Source organism: Paenibacillus sp. FSL R5-0923 (assembly GCF_038009145.1).
GTDB lineage: Bacteria > Bacillota > Bacilli > Paenibacillales > Paenibacillaceae > Paenibacillus_AQ.
The window spans coordinates 3,463,191-3,480,501 of sequence record NZ_JBBPAT010000001.1 but is presented as its reverse complement, the minus strand read 5'-3'; the positions used below and the strand labels follow the sequence as shown (position 1 = coordinate 3,480,501).

At 41.2% G+C, this 17,311-nt stretch carries 15 protein-coding genes; 6 read left to right on the top strand and 9 right to left on the bottom strand.

The features are described from left to right. Positions 1-5: 5 nt before the first annotated feature. From MKX35_RS15545 to MKX35_RS15535, 3 genes are read right to left on the bottom strand one after another with little or no spacing between them, the layout of a single operon-like run. On the bottom strand, positions 6-1,619 hold the full coding sequence (locus MKX35_RS15545) for an extracellular solute-binding protein (protein WP_076300571.1): 1,614 nt from the start codon (positions 1,617-1,619) through the stop codon (positions 6-8). Positions 1,620-1,654: 35 nt separating this feature from the next. Next, entirely contained in the window at positions 1,655-2,563 is a 909-nt protein-coding gene (locus MKX35_RS15540; RefSeq protein WP_076286257.1) for a carbohydrate ABC transporter permease, read from the bottom strand. A gap of 16 nt (positions 2,564-2,579) precedes the next feature. Beyond that, a complete protein-coding gene (locus MKX35_RS15535; RefSeq protein ID WP_076300648.1) occupies positions 2,580-3,527 on the bottom strand; it encodes an ABC transporter permease in 948 nt (315 codons plus the stop codon). A gap of 503 nt (positions 3,528-4,030) precedes the next feature. Here MKX35_RS15535 and MKX35_RS15530 point away from each other — a divergent pair. From MKX35_RS15530 to MKX35_RS15505, 6 genes are all read left to right on the top strand, one after another. After that, entirely contained in the window at positions 4,031-4,981 is a 951-nt protein-coding gene (locus MKX35_RS15530) for an ABC transporter permease (protein ID WP_076286258.1), read from the top strand. An 11-nt stretch (positions 4,982-4,992) separates the two neighbouring features. Beyond that, positions 4,993-5,919 carry a carbohydrate ABC transporter permease gene (locus MKX35_RS15525; RefSeq protein ID WP_076286259.1) on the top strand — a complete coding sequence of 309 codons (927 nt, stop codon included), beginning with the start codon at positions 4,993-4,995 and terminating at the stop codon, positions 5,917-5,919. Between the two features lie 69 nt (positions 5,920-5,988). After that, positions 5,989-7,488 carry an ABC transporter substrate-binding protein gene (locus tag MKX35_RS15520; protein WP_076300570.1) on the top strand — a complete coding sequence of 500 codons (1,500 nt, stop codon included), beginning with the start codon at positions 5,989-5,991 and terminating at the stop codon, positions 7,486-7,488. Between the two features lie 138 nt (positions 7,489-7,626). Further along, on the top strand, positions 7,627-9,378 hold the full coding sequence (locus MKX35_RS15515; RefSeq protein WP_076286261.1) for a sensor histidine kinase: 1,752 nt from the start codon (positions 7,627-7,629) through the stop codon (positions 9,376-9,378). Beyond that, entirely contained in the window at positions 9,356-10,108 is a 753-nt protein-coding gene (locus tag MKX35_RS15510) for a response regulator transcription factor (protein ID WP_076286262.1), read from the top strand. Before MKX35_RS15515 ends, MKX35_RS15510 begins: the two co-directional genes overlap by 23 nt. A 51-nt stretch (positions 10,109-10,159) precedes the next feature. Beyond that, entirely contained in the window at positions 10,160-11,620 is a 1,461-nt protein-coding gene (locus MKX35_RS15505; protein ID WP_256716385.1) for an ABC transporter substrate-binding protein, read from the top strand. 322 nt (positions 11,621-11,942) lie between these two features. Here the strand turns inward: MKX35_RS15505 and MKX35_RS15500 are convergent, their stop codons facing one another. The 6 genes from MKX35_RS15500 to MKX35_RS15475 form a co-directional block, all read right to left on the bottom strand. After that, on the bottom strand, positions 11,943-12,713 hold the full coding sequence (locus MKX35_RS15500; protein ID WP_076286264.1) for a glucose 1-dehydrogenase: 771 nt from the start codon (positions 12,711-12,713) through the stop codon (positions 11,943-11,945). A 17-nt stretch (positions 12,714-12,730) separates the two neighbouring features. Further along, the gene (locus MKX35_RS15495; RefSeq protein WP_076300568.1) at positions 12,731-13,726 is read right to left on the bottom strand and encodes a DUF4432 family protein; all 996 of its coding nucleotides are present in this window, start codon (positions 13,724-13,726) and stop codon (positions 12,731-12,733) included. 1 nt (position 13,727) lies between these two features. Then, positions 13,728-14,384, bottom strand: a complete 657-nt coding sequence (locus MKX35_RS15490) for an RraA family protein (RefSeq protein ID WP_179086738.1) — start codon at positions 14,382-14,384, stop codon at positions 13,728-13,730. Positions 14,385-14,417: 33 nt separating this feature from the next. Further along, positions 14,418-15,494, bottom strand: a complete 1,077-nt coding sequence (locus tag MKX35_RS15485; RefSeq protein WP_076300566.1) for a mannonate dehydratase — start codon at positions 15,492-15,494, stop codon at positions 14,418-14,420. Positions 15,495-15,624: 130 nt separating this feature from the next. After that, complete coding sequence (locus MKX35_RS15480; RefSeq protein ID WP_076286268.1) at positions 15,625-16,299, bottom strand: GntR family transcriptional regulator; 675 nt, start codon at positions 16,297-16,299, stop codon at positions 15,625-15,627. A gap of 90 nt (positions 16,300-16,389) precedes the next feature. Beyond that, complete coding sequence (locus MKX35_RS15475) at positions 16,390-17,274, bottom strand: AraC family transcriptional regulator (RefSeq protein ID WP_076300565.1); 885 nt, start codon at positions 17,272-17,274, stop codon at positions 16,390-16,392. Positions 17,275-17,311 lie beyond the last annotated feature (37 nt).

Sequence of the window (17,311 nt, the reverse complement as noted above, 5' to 3'; positions counted from 1 at the left end):
ACAAATTATTCGCTAGCAGCCCATGTATCGTATGCTTGTTGATACGTTGATTCGAGCTTCTCATACCCCATTTTTTTCATTTGAGCGATATATTTGTCCCAATTGGATAATGGCTCTGCGCCTGTAACGAATTTCGCTTCCATTTCCTTCACGTATTTATCCAAATCGGAACGGAGTGTTTTGATTTCCGTCTGTTGGTCTACCGTCAGGAATACCGATGGGAAGGGAGTCTTTGCAATAGGTGTAAGCTTTGTAGCTGTTTCTTTGTCAATCCAGTCATCAAAGCTAGTACGAAGACCTAAAACATAGCTGTTCTCATAGGAACCTGGTGTATTAATCCCGTAGTTTGGCGTGATTGTACCGCGGTATTCTTCACGATCCGTACCATCTGGAACTGGCAGCCATTCTTTCTCGCCTGTTGCTTTATCTTTGTATTTAAATAACGTACCTTCAGGTCCATACGCCCAGAAGGAATACCCTTCTTCGCTAAATTGGTAATCAATCCAGCGCATACTTGCTTCCGGGTTCGGGTTCGTGTTTGAAATCGCGAAACCGCCAATGGTGTTAATACCAGGATGCTTGCCGTATACAGGTGTTCCAGCAATATCACTAGATACAGGCTGCATCATCGGGTTATCTTCACTCGGTTCACCACCAAGCGTGAAGTATGGGAAATAATCGGAGAATAAGGCCACTTGATTGTTTTTCCCTTTTGCTTTCTTCTGCTCATCGGTTTGAGAAAATGTTTCATGATCCAGCAAATCCTCGTTCCATAAGCGATTCAAGAAGGTTAAATATTCTTTGTAGGCTGGTTCAGCTTGTGGAAAGTGTACTTTGTTCTCCTTATCTACGTAGATATCCTCGTTATACATCCCCCAGAATCCGAGGAAGAACATCCGTAAATCATCTAATTTCACAGAGGATAGAGGAACCTCATCGTCTTTACCGTTTCCGTTCGCATCTTCCTCTTTAACCTTCTTCAAATAGTTGTATAGCTCTTCTGTTGTCTGCGGTAATTTGTTTTCCATGCCGAACTTCTTCAAGAACTTCCCGTTATACCACATCGGTCCACGATACCATACCGCAGATGGCTGAATATTGCGTAGTGCATAGATATGTCCATCTGGTGTTGTCATTGATTTGCGAATATCCGGATTTTCATCGAGAATTTTTTTTAAATTAGGTGCGTAGCCCTCATCAATGTATTTTTCTAAAGGCAGCAACAATCCTTGACTTCCGTAGGTAACTTGATCCGATCCTTTTAGATCCGCCGCATAGAAAATATCGGGAAGCGTACCGCTTGCAAATACCAAATTCTTTTTCGTCTCAAAGCTGTCTTGTGGGGCGTTTTGAATCTTTAACTTAATATTCGTCATCTTCTCGTATTCCTTAATAACAGGCATCTTGTTCCAATCCTGACGTCCTATATCCGGTGCCATAATGGATAGCTCAATCGGTTTATCCACGATAGGAAAGCCCGTCTTATGAACCTCTGTGGCTGTGTCTGAGCCTTCTGTGCTTGCTGTCCCCTTATCGCTACTTGATCCACATGCAGTAAGAATAGACATTGACATGGAAAGAACTAACAACATGAGTCCAGCTTTACGATAAATCGTCATACAAAAACCTCCCCTTTGTTATTTGTATCTTAAGATCAACCCTTAACAGAGCCAATCATGACACCTTGCACGAAATAACGTTGTAAGAATGGATAGACAACAATAATCGGAAGCGTAGATACGATAATGACCCCATACTTCACAAGTGAAGCAATTTCTGCCTTGTTGTTCTGGGCTGCTGCAGCTGTCGCATCGATAATGCCACCTACTTGAGATTGCATTTCCTGAAGCACGAGAATCTGACGAAGCACAAGCTGCAATGGATACTTCGCATCATCATTCAAGTAGATCATGGCGCCGAAATAGCTGTTCCAATGCCCTACCCCGTAGAATAAAGCCATAACTGCGATAATTGGCATCGATAACGGGAGAACAATCCGCAGGAATAAGCGAATATTCGTCGCGCCATCGATTTGAGCCGCATCTTGAAGCTCAGCTGGAATGGAGTTCGCGAAGAAGGTACGAGAGACAATAATATTCCAGATTGACGCTGCGCCAGGAAGTACTAGTGCCCACATCGTGTTGACCATGCCTAGCCCTTTTACCAACATGTATGTAGGGACGAGACCCCCTCCAATGAACATCGTTACCATGAACATCCCCATGAAAAACCCACGACCTACAAAGTCCTTACGACTGAGTGCATATGCCGCTGGCATCGTAACGACCAAGTTAATCGTTGTGCCTAGCAATGTATACAAAATCGTATTTCCATACCCCGTCCAAATCTTCGAGTTCTGAAATACAATTTCATACCCCTTAAAGGTAATACCTTTTGGAAGAAGCCACATTTCACCGGAAGCAACCATCTTCGGATCACTGATAGATGCGCTAATAATATATAAGATGGGATATGCGACTAACAACAATGCAATTGTCACATACGTATAGGTGCAAATTAGAAATATTCGATCTCGCTTAGATAGCTTTATACCTGATACCATAAATTCCAACCTCCTTCTACCATAGACTGTTCTCGCTCGTACGGCGGACAATTTGATTCACCGTAATAAGCAGGATGCAATTCACAATGGAGTTAAATAAACCAACAGCTGTTGAGAAGCTATATTGCGCATCGACAAGACCAGATCGATAGACAAAGGTTGAAATCACGTCAGAGCTTGACATATTCAATGAATTTTGCAGAAGTAATATTTTCTCAAAACCTACACTTAACAAGCCACCCATATTTAGAATTAATAGAATGGTCATGGTCGGTATAAGCGTTGGAATATTGATATGGCGAACACGCTGGAAGCGAGAGGCTCCGTCAATAATTGCCGCTTCATGCAAGCCTGGGTCTACTCCCGAGAGTGCCGCCAAATAAATAATCGTCCCCCACCCCGCACTCTGCCACACGCCTGAGAATACATACATCGTCTTAAACCAACCAGGGCTTGTCAGAAACTGCGGTGCACTAAAGCCTAAGCTTTCAATGGCATGAATAATCATTCCATTCGATGGAGACAAGAAGGTAATAATCATCCCTGCCATAACAACGACAGAAATGAAATGAGGTGCATACGTAACGGTCTGAACAAGTCGCTTGAAGAAGCCATCCTTCACTTCGTTAAACGCAAGCGCCAGAATAATTGGGATTGGGAATCCAATGGCTAATTCATACAAGCTAATACTGAGCGTGTTCCACAGCAAATCCCAGAAATAATACGAGTTAAAAAATCGAATGAAATGATCAAAGCCTACCCATTCACTGCCAAAATAGCCTTTTGACGGAATGTAGTTCTTAAAAGCAATCTGAATCCCATACATCGGTCCATAGCTAAAAATGAGGAAGTAAAAGAATGCGGGTGCGATAAAAATGTAAAGTTCCCAATTCTGCCAAATCTTCTTCCATGTCTCGTTTCTGCCCTTACGCTTTTCTTTCGGTTCTGAATTCACAGTTCGCATGTGTACGCTTTCCGTTTCATGCATCGCGACATCCCCTCCTTGTAGGTAATGATGAGAACACTCAGATCATCGAGTGAGCATCATTATCTGTTGCATTGTTATCTATCGCATTGTTGTTAGCGCTTACATTTACAATATAAACAATTGACCCAATCGTAAATATGTCATTCTCGCTTGTCAAAAATTACGTGTTGTAGTGCGGGAATAACCGCGTCACAACGCTATGTGGGCATCATAACAGTATGTCATTCTTGTGCTTTCTCGTTGATCATTTCGTTGTATTACCATGCTCACCTGCACACAGGGCAATGTATGTAAATCTCCACAACATGTGTTTTTTTTGCGTAGTACAAGTCAATTCACACATAATCTAACGTTTGTTGACTAATAAATCATGTTTGTTATCTGGATGATAATCGCATTGCTCTTATACAATGAACTTGCGTAAAGCGGTTTCAAGAGCGTGTGAATTTACAAATGACTTACATGAAGGAGTGAACGAGATGAGCGCAAAACCTGAACAACTGAAGCGTAGAAAGCGCTTTACTTGGAGGAAACAAGATTTTGAATTAACACTATTAGCCATTCCCACAACGATTTGGTACATTCTGTTCTGTTACTTACCCATGTTCGGCATTATCATCGCTTTCAAGCAGTTCAAAATTTCTGGGGGCTTTATTAGCAATGTAGTAAATAGTCCTTGGGTCGGTTTTAAAAACTTCGAATTTTTATTTAAATCCAATGATGCCTGGATTATTATCCGCAATACGATTGGGTATAACATCATTTTTATTATTACGGGTATCGTACTCCCAGTGTTGTTCGCGATCATGATTGGATTACTCCATAATCGCAAAGCCAGCAAAGTGTATCAAACGATGATGTTCCTCCCTTATTTCCTCTCTTGGGTCGTCATCTCTGCAGTCGGTTGGGCATTCTTCAGCTTTGACAAAGGGATCCTGAATCAATTTCTCGGTAACATCGGACATGATCCCGTGAATTGGTACATGCAACCTGAGTATTGGCCTTACATTCTCGTTCTATTAAATATATGGAAAGGTATCGGCTATGGCATGATTATCTATCTCGCTACCATTACAGCGATCGATAGTTCGTATTATGAAGCCGCTGTCATTGATGGAGCCTCAATTTGGCAACAGACTCGATTCATCACACTACCTTTACTCAAACTGGTGATCGTGATGATGTTCATCCTGTCGGTCGGACGGATATTCTATACCGACTTCGGTCTCTTCTTCCAGGTCACGCGTGATTCTAACTCCTTATATAATGTGGCCACGACCGTTGATGTCCTCGTCTATAAGCAACTGAAAAGCGCAACGATCGGTATGGCATCTGCTGCTGCATTTGTTCAATCCGTTTTGGGATGTATTACGATTCTGTCCGCCAACTGGATTGTGAAGAAGATTGATCCAGATAGCGCAATGATTTAGGAGGTAAGAACATGGCAACAAAAACCTATGAATCCGGGCTTGATAAGTTTAATCGAACAAGTAAAGGAATTAACATCCTATTTAACTCCATTTTTCTGGTCATCGCACTTGCCTGTGTTGTGCCCGTTATCGTCGTATTATCGATTTCATTAACCAATGAATCTTATATCCGAGACGTTGGCTACAGTATCTTTCCAGCCGATTTTTCTTTTGAAGCTTACAGTTTTATTGCTAAGCAAGGAAAGATGATTCTACGTGCTCTAGGCACCTCGACCCTTGTCACTGTAGTAGGTACTGTACTTGGCGTCCTTCTTACAACATCGATGGGTTATGTTATTTCACGCCCGTCTTACAAGTTAAAAAGCTTTCTGACTTGGATCGTATTCATTCCGATGGTTTTCAATGGTGGTCTCGTATCCAGTTATTTCATCAATGCAAACTTACTAGGGCTGAAGGATAGTTTCTGGGCTCTGATCTTACCGCTTGCAGTCTCATCCTTTAACGTCATTATTTGTAAAACCTTTTTCACAAGCACGATTCCAGATGGTGTAATCGAATCGGCAGAAATTGATGGTGCTAATCAAATTAGGATCTTCTTCTCGATCATATTGCCTATATCGCTACCTGTTCTCGCAACGATAGGATTGTTCCTATGCTTCAACTATTGGAACGACTGGTTCCAATCCATGTTGTATATTGATAACCCGAATCTCTACTCGTTACAGGCGTTGCTTAACAATCTAATGACCAATGCCGATGCACTTGCCAGAAATGCTTCAAGTATGGGCGTTAGTTCTGCAGAGCTCATCGCGAAAATGCCTAAAGAGTCCGCGCGTATGGCGGTCGCCATCCTCATCATCTTGCCTGTTGCTTGTGCATATCCATTCTTCCAGAGATATTTCATTTCTGGTCTGACAGTCGGCGCAGTCAAAGGCTAAATTACGAAGTAAGCCAAATTTATACTGGTTTATGATATAGCAAACAACCAATCCATAGGGGGAGTTAAAGTGAAGAAAATCTTCAAGATTGCCTCAACACTCTGTATTCTGACATTAATGGGATCCGCCTTAGCAGCATGCGGTAGTTCCAACAACTCGGCTTCATCGACGAATGAACCATCAAACAACTCTACATCAACAGAAGCAGCAGGTAAAAAGGATATTCCGACCCTGGTATGGTGGCAGATCGGTAATACGCCACTTCCTGCGAACTATAGTAAAGCAATTGACAAGATGAATGAATATACTGCGGAGAAAATCGGGGTAAAAGTCGATCTTCGTGTGGCCAGCTGGGGCGAATGGGATACGAAGATGAACACCATTGTGAACACAGGTGAACCATTCGACATGATGTTCACGAATAACACGAAGTACAGTAAACAAGTCGCGATGGGCGCTCTTACGGACATCACGGATTTAGTCCAAAGCGAAGCCCCTGATCTGTACAAATCCATTCCGTCCGAAGTATGGGATGGCACAAAAATTGGCGGGAAATACTACGCAGTACCAACCTATAAAGACTCATCTGTTTCTCAATATTGGAGCTATGATGACAAGCTCGTACAGAAATACAACATCGATTACCAGAACATTACATCGATGCAAGATTTAGATAAGCCACTTCATGATATAAAAGCTGGTGAAGGAAAAAGCTTCTACCCACTACGACTTATTCAAAGTGAAGCCTTCTCCGGAATGTTCAATAACTATGATGATTTAACGCTAGGATTCTTCCCTGTAGGTGTAAAAGTAGATGATCCTTCTCGCAAGGTGATCTCTGTTTTCGAACAGCCTGATGTCATGGCAAATTTGAAATTGCTTCATAAATGGTATCAGGATGGAATCATCAACCCAGATGCTCCAACCAAAACAGAAAAAGAAAAATATAACCCATTTGGTACGCAACAAGCCTTCCCAGGTGCAGAGATCGCGATGCAAATCAATGCGGGCGTAGAAAAATTTGTTATGAACAAAACATTTGGTCCTCTTTATACGACAAGTACAATTCAAGGCTCCTTAAACGCAATCTCAGCGAATTCCAAGTACAAAAATGAAGCTTTGAAATATCTGCAATTAGTAAACACAGATTCAAAGCTCCGTAATATGCTAGCATTTGGTGAAGAAGGCGTTGATTTCAAATATGTAGATGGTAAAGATAACGTTATCGAGCGCACATCGGATACATGGCCGCTAGCTGCTTACTCACAAGGTACCTTCTTCAATATGGCTATAACCAAAGGCGCACCTGAAGATCAATGGGACCAAGTGAAGAAATTAAATGAACAAGCTGTAGCCTCCACTGTTCTAGGCTTCGCACTCGATATCAGCGAAATTCAGACAGAAGTTGCGAACGCACAATCTACATTTGATAAATATAAATACGAATTGCTAACAGGTGCTTCTGACCCAGAGAAGATTGTACCAAAAATGTTAGACGAATTGAAAAAAGCCGGACTGGATAAAATAATTCAAAAAGCGCAGGAAGAAATCGATAATTATTTCAAGTAAGCCATACACCAATACGACACATGGTATAGTTTGACAACTATACCATGTGCTTTTGTTGTAGAATAGGCAAGTTGTAATTGATTATATAGATCTTTTTGTACTATATTCAATTACAACCAACATGTATTGAGGTGCCACATGAATACGTTTCTACGCATTAAAATTTATCGTAGTAAATTTTGGACCTATGTGATATTCATTCTGTTAATCGGACTGACGTTAGGGGCACTAACCAGTGCCATCGTCATCAATCAGTCCGTTGGTAATGCCCGCATCGAGGCTGCAAATGCCTTTTCTCGCACAGAGAACAACTTACAGAATGACGCAGATCGTATTGAAGCTTATATGCAGCGTATTTATTCAAATCAAGATTTGATGAACGATGCTAGCTATTTTCTAAGTCCAACCATTGATGAGTATCTTACTAAACGATTAAAGAACAGTACATTCAATCAACGACCGCTTATCTCTTTTCCTGAAGATGTGAAAACTTATCTGTACAATTGGGCGCAAGGAGATATTACACAAATTAGTGTTCATACAGTGAAGCAAGGCAATGTTATAGACTTTAATAGTAATGGCATTCCCCACTTCCAGTTTGGTCTATCCAATGATGATCTTATGTTTACTGAGAATAATCAACGGGGGTTTGTATATCGCAAAAAATTGCTTCAGCTTGCGGAGGGTTCCGCCGAAATTCGCTTTCAAATTAGCAGTGAGCGAATTTTTAGCATCGTTAATAATTATCAGCTTGGCCATGCAGCAGCGATTAATGAATCAGGAGAAGTGTATCTGATTGGCAACGACAATACAATGTCTGAGCAGATCATTCAGCAGGCCATTGCCAATAAAAATACGCATGGTGTAATACTAAAAAACTGGATGTCTCCCATTTTCTATGTCACTTTTCCATCTACCAAATTTAATTATAAGTTTGTTAGCACCATTGAATTAAAGGTATTGGTTCAGCAGCATGCGTCTACGCTTATTTTATTATTTCTAGTTATTTTAACAGCCATGACCTGTGTTCTTTTACTCGTTGTCTATAACCTGCGAGATGACGCACGATTCCTGCACCGTATTATTCAGTCTATAAAACGCGTGAAGACAGCGAACTTCACTCCAAACAAACCTGCACGCTATCGTCGAAATGAATATGGTATGATTGCACGTGAAGTGGATGACATGATTCACAAGTTAGATAAACATATTCGTAATGAATATTTGCTAAAATTGAAACAGCAAGAAGCTGAAATGAAAGCGCTACAGCATCAAATTAATCCTCATTTTCTATATAACACCTTGGAGGTCATTCGTTCTACCGCATTAGTCAATCAAGATGCGCATACAGCCGATGCGATTGCTACCTTAGGTGCCCTTTATCGTGAAATGGTAAAAAAAGAGAACATTATCTCTATTGGAAGCGAGTTAGAGCTACTCGAAAAATATTTAAAAATTATGGAGTTCAAGTATCCTGACCACTTTTATTACCAAATTGATATGGAAGATTCGTTACTCGATGTACCCACCATTAAATTTTGGATGCAGCCTTTGGCGGAGAACTTTTTCATTCATGGCTTTGACAAAGAGAAAGAATTTAATTTATTTGTCGTCAAGGGTAGCGAAGATGAGCATTACTACAGATTGGAATTTATTGATAACGGGGTGTGGATTGAGGAAGAACGCTTAGCCGATATACGACGAATACTGTCTAGTAAACATGAAATATCGACCAAGAGTATTGGTTTATATAATGTTTATGCAAGATTAAGCTTTTACTATGATGAAGGTTTTTCAATGCACATTGAGAACAATGATGAAGCAGGCGTAAGGATTTCTGTACAGATTTCTAAAGAGGTGACTAGAGATGTACAAACTTTTAATCGTTGATGACGAGCCACAAATTTTAGAAGGCATGAAACGAATTCTAGATTGGAAGCACTATGGATTTGATTATGTCGAAACCTGTGTTTCGACGGATGCTGCTGTATCCAGAGCCGTACAATTAATTCCTGATATCGCTATTTTTGATGTATGTATTGGTAAAAATCTTGGTTATGATGCCATTCGACAACTCAATGAAGTTCAACTTCCTACGAAATATATAATTATGAGCGGGTATAGTGATTTTAGCTACGCTCAACAGGCTATCCGATGTGGGGTCAAAGATTATTTATTAAAGCCATTAGAGAAAGAAAAGCTCCAGCAAGTTATCGAGAAAATAATTGTTGACGATCTTCATGGTAGCATTGGGGATCCACAGACGAGCACTGCCCACTTGGATCCAGTCATGGGTGTTCCTTACGATTCGTTATCGAAGCTAGTAAATCGCATTTTGCTCATGGTCAGAGAAGATTTTAATCAGAATATTACCTTAAAATCTGTCGCCGATCGTTTTCAAATGAATAGCACCTATCTCGGGCAATTGTTCATTAAAGAAACGAATATGAAGCTTTCCGAATATTTAATGCTGTATCGCATGCAACGTGCTAAAGAGCTTATCCAGACCACGAATGAGAAAATCCATTGGATCGCATGTTCAGTCGGATATAATAATATGAATTATTTCTACACACATTTCCATAGCTATTACGGAAAATCTCCTTCCGATCTGCGCTAAAAAAGTTAGACAACGATTTGCTACCAAGAACGAGTCAAGGAGATGCATGTCATGTATAAACGTTGGTTTATCTTTGGCCTTTTTCTATTACTAATCATTCAATTAATCGGTTGCACCAAACATACAGAGGCTCCAATATCTAATAATGAAACGCCCGTTAACCTTATTTATTATACGATCGGCGAGCCGGACAATGATCTACGTAAGGTGAATGACAAAATAAATGAAGTCCTTTTGCGTAAAATCGGCATTACGATCACCTATAACAAAATTGGCTGGCAAGAATACGATAGCCGATTAAATACAATTATTTCATCCGATACCCCCTTTGATATTGCCTTTGCGCCGGATTACTCTACGTATGCAAAACAGGGAAAGTGGTTGAAGCTGAATGACTATTTAATGAACCAAGGCAAGGACATGTATAATGCAATAGATCCAATCTTCTGGAAAGGTGTCCGTTTACCTGATGGCAGCATTTACGGCATACCGACGAATAAAGAATTAGCCGTAGTTGAGCATTGGATGTATCCCGCTGATCTTGTAAAGAAATATCACATTGATATTACGAAATACAACACGCTAGAATCGCTAGAGCCACTGTTACGTATGATTCAAATAAATGAGCCCGATTACTTGCCCATGGAATTTAACCGGGATGCTCATAATTTCTTTAAGATGTATGGATATGAATATATAACGAACTATAAAATTCCGTTAATGATTCAATCGACACAATCAAATGCTTCGATCGTCAATATTTTCGAAACGGATGAAGCCAAACAAATTTTAAAGACCGTTCGACGATACTATCAACTTGGTTTCATTAATAAAGATGCTGCGCTGCGTGAACCAAGTTCACTACAACGCGGGTTGAAAGTTTTCTGGAAATCCGCAAGCGGAGGCCCGCTATCCGAGAGTGTTTGGAGTAAGGATCTGGGCTATCAAGTGATCGCTCATCCGGTAACACAAGAAGTGGCAACGACAGAATCCGTTCTTGGTGGCATGATGACTGTAAATGCAAATACGAAGCATCCGGAGGAAAGTATTAAATTTCTAAATTTATTAAATACCGATCCCGAATTACGTAATTTATTCAACTATGGGATCGAAGGAGTCCATTACAATTTAAACAAAGTGGGCCAGGTTGTCCTCGTTTCACCAAATTATACTGGGATACAGTATACACAAGGCAATTGGTTTATCTTAAAAACACTTGGTGGAAAATATCCTGATCCGCTAGATAAATGGGAACAATACAGAGCGTACAATGCTAAAGTGGTGGAATCTAAAGTACTCGGCTTTAATCCAGACCTTTCCTCGCTATCTGAGCAAGTCGATGAGATCGAAATCGTCTGGAATAAATATTATCCGATTCTCATGACCGGCAGCGTCGATGTAGATACCTTTCTGCCCAAATTCAATCAAGAGTTGCACGAAGCAGGTATTGACGACGTACGCAAAGCCATTCAAGCGCAGTTAAATACTTGGCAGAAGCATCATTCCAAGTAAGGTGAGGTTAGCATCTTTAACCGATGCTGAAGAACTTTCTAGACTAACGAATTGGTTGCCGTAGCAGAGATAAGTGGTAAAATCAATAGTATGAAGGTTCTGACTGGTAGAAGGAATAACGCTGCGATTAAAAAGTGTGAACAGTGCAATTATGTTAAAGACGATGAACAGATGTTAAAGAAAAGGTTGGAGGATTAAATTAAATAAAAATCGCTCCTTTGAAAAATGACGTTAATCCTAGATAAAATCAAAGCTGTCCCAAGTAGCCATTTCTATGGCTTTTGGGACAGCCTCTTTTTCACATCCATATTCATCAAATACTCTACGGATACAGGACCATTCCACCATCAGCAAATATCGTAACTCCCGTCACATAGCTTGCTTCTTGAGACAGTAACCAAGCTACAGGTGCAGCAATTTGTTCCGGTGTTCCAATTTGACGTGAAGGAATTTTGTTCAATATTTGTTCAGTAATCTGCGGATCACTGAGTAATTTACCGTTCATAGGCGTATCAATCGCTCCAGGAGCAACGGCATTAATCCGAATTCCTCGATCGGCATATTCACGTGCTAATGATTCAGTTAGTAGCTTTAACCCACCTTTGGACGAAGCATAATGTACATATTGAGGCTTAGGAATCTGTTGATGCACGCTCGATACATTCACAATACTTCCCTGCATATCTTTCTTCAGGAGATATTTAATCGTTTCTTGGCACCCTAGGAATGTTCCGCGCAGATTCACATCCATGATCCGATTCCACTCATCTATAGGTAATTGCTCCGATGGATATTGAGACTGTACCCCTGCATTATTAACAATTCCATGTAATGTTCCGAAATGACCTACCGCCACATCAACTAATTTATTGGCGGTATCCACTTGTCCTACATCACCTTGGCACGCAACAGCTTGCCCGCCTGAGGCTTCAATGAGCGCAATCGCTTCCTCGGCTAAAGCTTTACTTTGATCACTCGTAAAATTGATAACGACTTTACATTTTTCTTTGCCCAAGCGAAGCGCGATCCCTCTACCAATGCCTTGCGCTGCACCTGTGACAATAAATACCTTTCCCTGTAAATCGTCAAACATAGGAACATCTCCTTACACTACGTCGCATGACTTCCATTCATCGAGCTACTCCATGATAATTTCAATGCAAATGACTTTGTCTGCTGCGCCTTGATCACAATGGCTTCACCACGTTGGATCGATTCCTGTAACCCCGCTTCATGTGAAGCCGAATTTGGTTCTACACCCATGACATAACAGGCCCCGTAGAATGGATAGTCTTGAAGACCATTAAATTCTTGCCACAACCACAGGTTTGGCATCGTGTCTACATCCCATTCTACACGAACACGTAAATCCATTTTATCATTTATAATCGTATAGCATCCCATCGTCAACTCTTTTAGAATCGCAAAATCTGTAGCCTTTCCTGAAGGGACATGTCCTAGATCACAACCCATATCTTCGATCGGCCATGAAAATACACCTTTTTTCAAACGAGATAATTCCGAATCCCGCTCATACGATTCGACCGATCTCGCAGGTGCTTCAAGCCGTGTTCCAGGTCCAATGAATGGCGCACCGAACGCGATATGCTGTCCCCATTCGGCATACAAAGCTTGCTGCCCCTGATTCGTAACGGATTCCTTCAACTCAATGCACTGCTCTACTTGGTCTATCGTTACAATTCGCTCCATCGCAAAAGGTGATTTATAGAGTAGTGTGGAGAATATAATCTGAACCTTTGTATCCGTTACTTCTCCGAGCTTATATGTCCAGGGTACCTGACAAGCCTCGCCGTGAAAATTATGCATAACTCCATAGTTATAGCTATCATCCCCTGCATTGGGGAATAAAATTTGCCAGCCCCCCGGGTAGCTTTGTAACCAGCGCTCCTTGGACGTATGACAGAAATCGATGCGATTCCCTAGCTTGGAGATTCCCCAAGGGCTTTCCCATAATATATTCGTACGATCAATACAAATTTTATAGATATCTCCACCTTTCTCTGGCAGAAACTCTACGATTAATCCGTCTCCCACGACCTGTAACACGTCCATGTGACCAGGGTTTGAAATGGTTCGAATGTCCATATTACAGGATCCCGAACTTCTCAAATACCTCGGAAACTTTCATCCCCTTCAAAATATGCTCACGAACCATATTCTCTCCGTTCACCTTCTCGAATGCTTTTGCAATGACTTCATCCTCGACATCCTTCGGAACGACAACAATACCATCTATATCTCCGAAAATAAGATCACCTGGCTGTATCTGTACGTCACCAATTTTGATCGGTACATCAAAATCAATCACCTCATTGCGGGCATAAGAATCGGTTGGACGCGTCCCTTTTACAAACACAGGGAAGCCTAGTTGTTTGATTTTCTTTACATCACGGCACAGGCCATCAATAACAGCACCTCTACCTCCAGCCACCTTCGTAGCTGCGGACATTAACTCACCGAAGAAGGCAGAGCGCTCGGAACCCCCGACATCACCAACAAAAACTTCACCAGGCTGCATACCATCTAGCACTTCAATTTGCTTTTTATAGGCTTGAGCCGGTTTTCGATAGACGTCTGCTACTTGGACTGTTTTGGCGTAACCGCATACGACCATATCCGGGTCTAGGGGACGAATATGCTGTGGTAATGCCTGATTACGTAGCTCTAGACTATCCAAAATATCAGATATGACGGCAGAATATAGTTTTTCTTGCAATTGATCTAAATAGGCTTGATTTTTCATAAGATTCATCCCTTTTCTATAATATTTATGCTCTTATTCTTGTTCAACTTGACGCATAATGGCACGCATATAACCTAACGCATACGCCATCCCCGCATGCCAAGGCGCATCACAAGTCATTAGTGGCGTATGGTCGGGTATAAGTACACCTGTAAACTGATGCTTCTTCAATACACGTAATGCTTTCAACATATCAATATCACCTTCATCGACAAAAACCTCTGTGTAATGAGGCACCTTCCCTTTAACATTACGAAAATGAACATATGAAATTTTATCCTGTGAAGCATATTGATCAATCGCTTCATACACATCTCCACTCACCATTTCTTGAATAGAGCCCATACAGAACTCAATCGAATTACTTTGGCTAGGAACAAGGTCTATCATTTTCTGATATTTATCAGGCTCATTCACTAATCGAGCATGCTGACGGATTTGCGGCATCGGCGGATCATCTGGATGTAATGCTAATTTAACCCCAGCTTCTTCCGCAACAGGTAGAACACGTTCTAGAAAATAGGCCAAACGATCCCATATTTCTTGCTCCGAGGTTGGTGGGAGATATCCCTTATCTAACAAACTCGCGTCATACGTCATATTCCACACCTGGCCCAGTGGGATTGGATGATTTAACTCATTGCTGTCAGGAAGAAACGTCGATGTTAGCGCTCCTCCTCGTGCAGATGGCTTTTGAATATGTCCCCACACACCAGCAATACTGAAGTTATATCCAATTACAGGAATCCCTGCTCGACCTACATTCCGGATGATCTGCTTAATCTGTTCAATTTGTTCGTCTCGTTTTGGGCCAGCAAGTAACACATCATACCAATCCGATGGATTAAAATTTTCAATCGCTGCGAATTCAAGTCCTTCTTGATTGAGCTCTTCTTTTAATTTCACAAGATTCTCATATTCCCAGATTGGGTCATTTAAGCGTGCTACACCATAATTTCGTTGCCCATCTGTTGAAGGAAGTCCCTCATCATCAATATCTCCATAATAATTTACGAGATGGACAACAACCGCCTCACAGCCTGCCTGTTTCGCAAATCGATAATAATCTGTATGTAACATATGACGATATAAACCAATACCTAATCGCATTTCTTTTGCTCCTTTACATGATTGGTTAGATCATCCAATCTAAAATCTGAAATATCAGTTTAAACAAGCATAAACGACTACGTCGTCCTTTTAAGAACGAATAGCGTTTGTGCAGGAAATACCAGTCAGTTTAGATAGCCCCACCATTCTCTTCTATTAGAAACATCATGTGTTTCTTACTCTTCTCCAAGTGCGACACGAGTAAATGAGTCGCTTGTTCCAGGCGATCTTGCTTTATTTCCTCAATAATCTGCTCGTGCTCTAGCAAACCTTCATTAGATCGATCGAAGTTCTGGAAATGAAATATACGTGAAATATACAGAAAGCTATTTAAGAGCTCATATTGATTTAGAATTAACTGATTATGGCTCATCGTCACAATAGCTTTATGAAACAGAACATCTGCTTCTAGAAATTGTTCATACAAAAATTGGGGACTATTCAGATGGGTACTTGCACGCTCCACAAACTCTGTTAATTTCGTAACAAGATGCTCACGATCTTCCTGCGATAGGTGTTCTATGCACCATTTCTCAATCATGATGCGAGCATCCATCACTTCAGCGATTCGCCCACTCGTTAATTGACTCACATAGGTACCTGACCGTGATACGACTTCAATAAGTCCATCATTCGCCAATCGATGGATCGCAAGCTTCACAGGAGTTTTACTAACCCCCATCTTCTCACTTAAATCATTGAGATCCAGTCGTGCACCACCTTTATATTCCCGCGTAAGGATTTGATTCTTCAAAATTTGGTACACTTGCTCATTTAAATCTAGTCGTTCAATTTTTACATTCATAGGACAACTCCAATTGATTCAAGTTAAAACTGAAATATCAGATATTAGATTTAAGTTCATTATAAGATGCATCTTACAGAAATTCAATACTTAATTGCAGACTTTCGAATGTGTGCGCCATGCCTTCGGCGTTACACCAATTAATTTCTTGAAGACCGTCGCGAAATGTTGGCTCGTCTTAAACCCAAGCTCCATAGCAACATCCGTTATGCTCACCTTCGATTCCTCTAACATACGACAAGCACAGTCCATTCGAATCCGATCCATAAACGCTGTTGGTGATTGTCCGTTCATTTCACGAAATATACGGTAAAAGTGCGACTCACTTAAACCAATCTCCGACGCAAGCTGTCCTATCGTATAGCGTTCAGATGGATTCTGTTCCAGTCTTGTCTTAAGCTCCAGCGTATACGCGTGCATATCATGCGACTGCGCTTTGAGTGGAGTGTTATGCAAAATGCGTTGTAGAATTTCCAGAACTCCATGACGAATCTGAAATTCCACAAGCTCTGTATCCTGCTGGTTAATTAACTGTTGGACCCTTTTGAAATAATCTACGATTTCCTTGCTAACCAACTGAATACGAGGACAGCGATGTATCCATTGTGCAAATACTTGGCGTTCAGCATCATCCAGTCCGAACCAATGACCATGCTGCAGCGGATCACGAACGATGATCCACCAGATCCTACATGGCCCAATATAATCAAAACTAGCACGGTGACGTTCACCAGGTCGTGTATAAATGATATGCTGTGCGCTCGTTGGGTGAAATTGTCCATTAACTTCCCACACTGCGGTTCCTTGCTCCATATATACAAACTCATAAGCATCTTCGTGCACGTGATTTGTCAAAGGCATGGCTCTACTGAAATGGTCGTATCCCAGAAGGATCAGATCTTTAACATGGGCTGCAGGACCCTCTTCCCAATCGATTAAATATACCCAGCGTTCACTCTTTATAGCGTCTGTCATCGTATACACGCTGCCTCTCTTTTGATCACATTAGCTT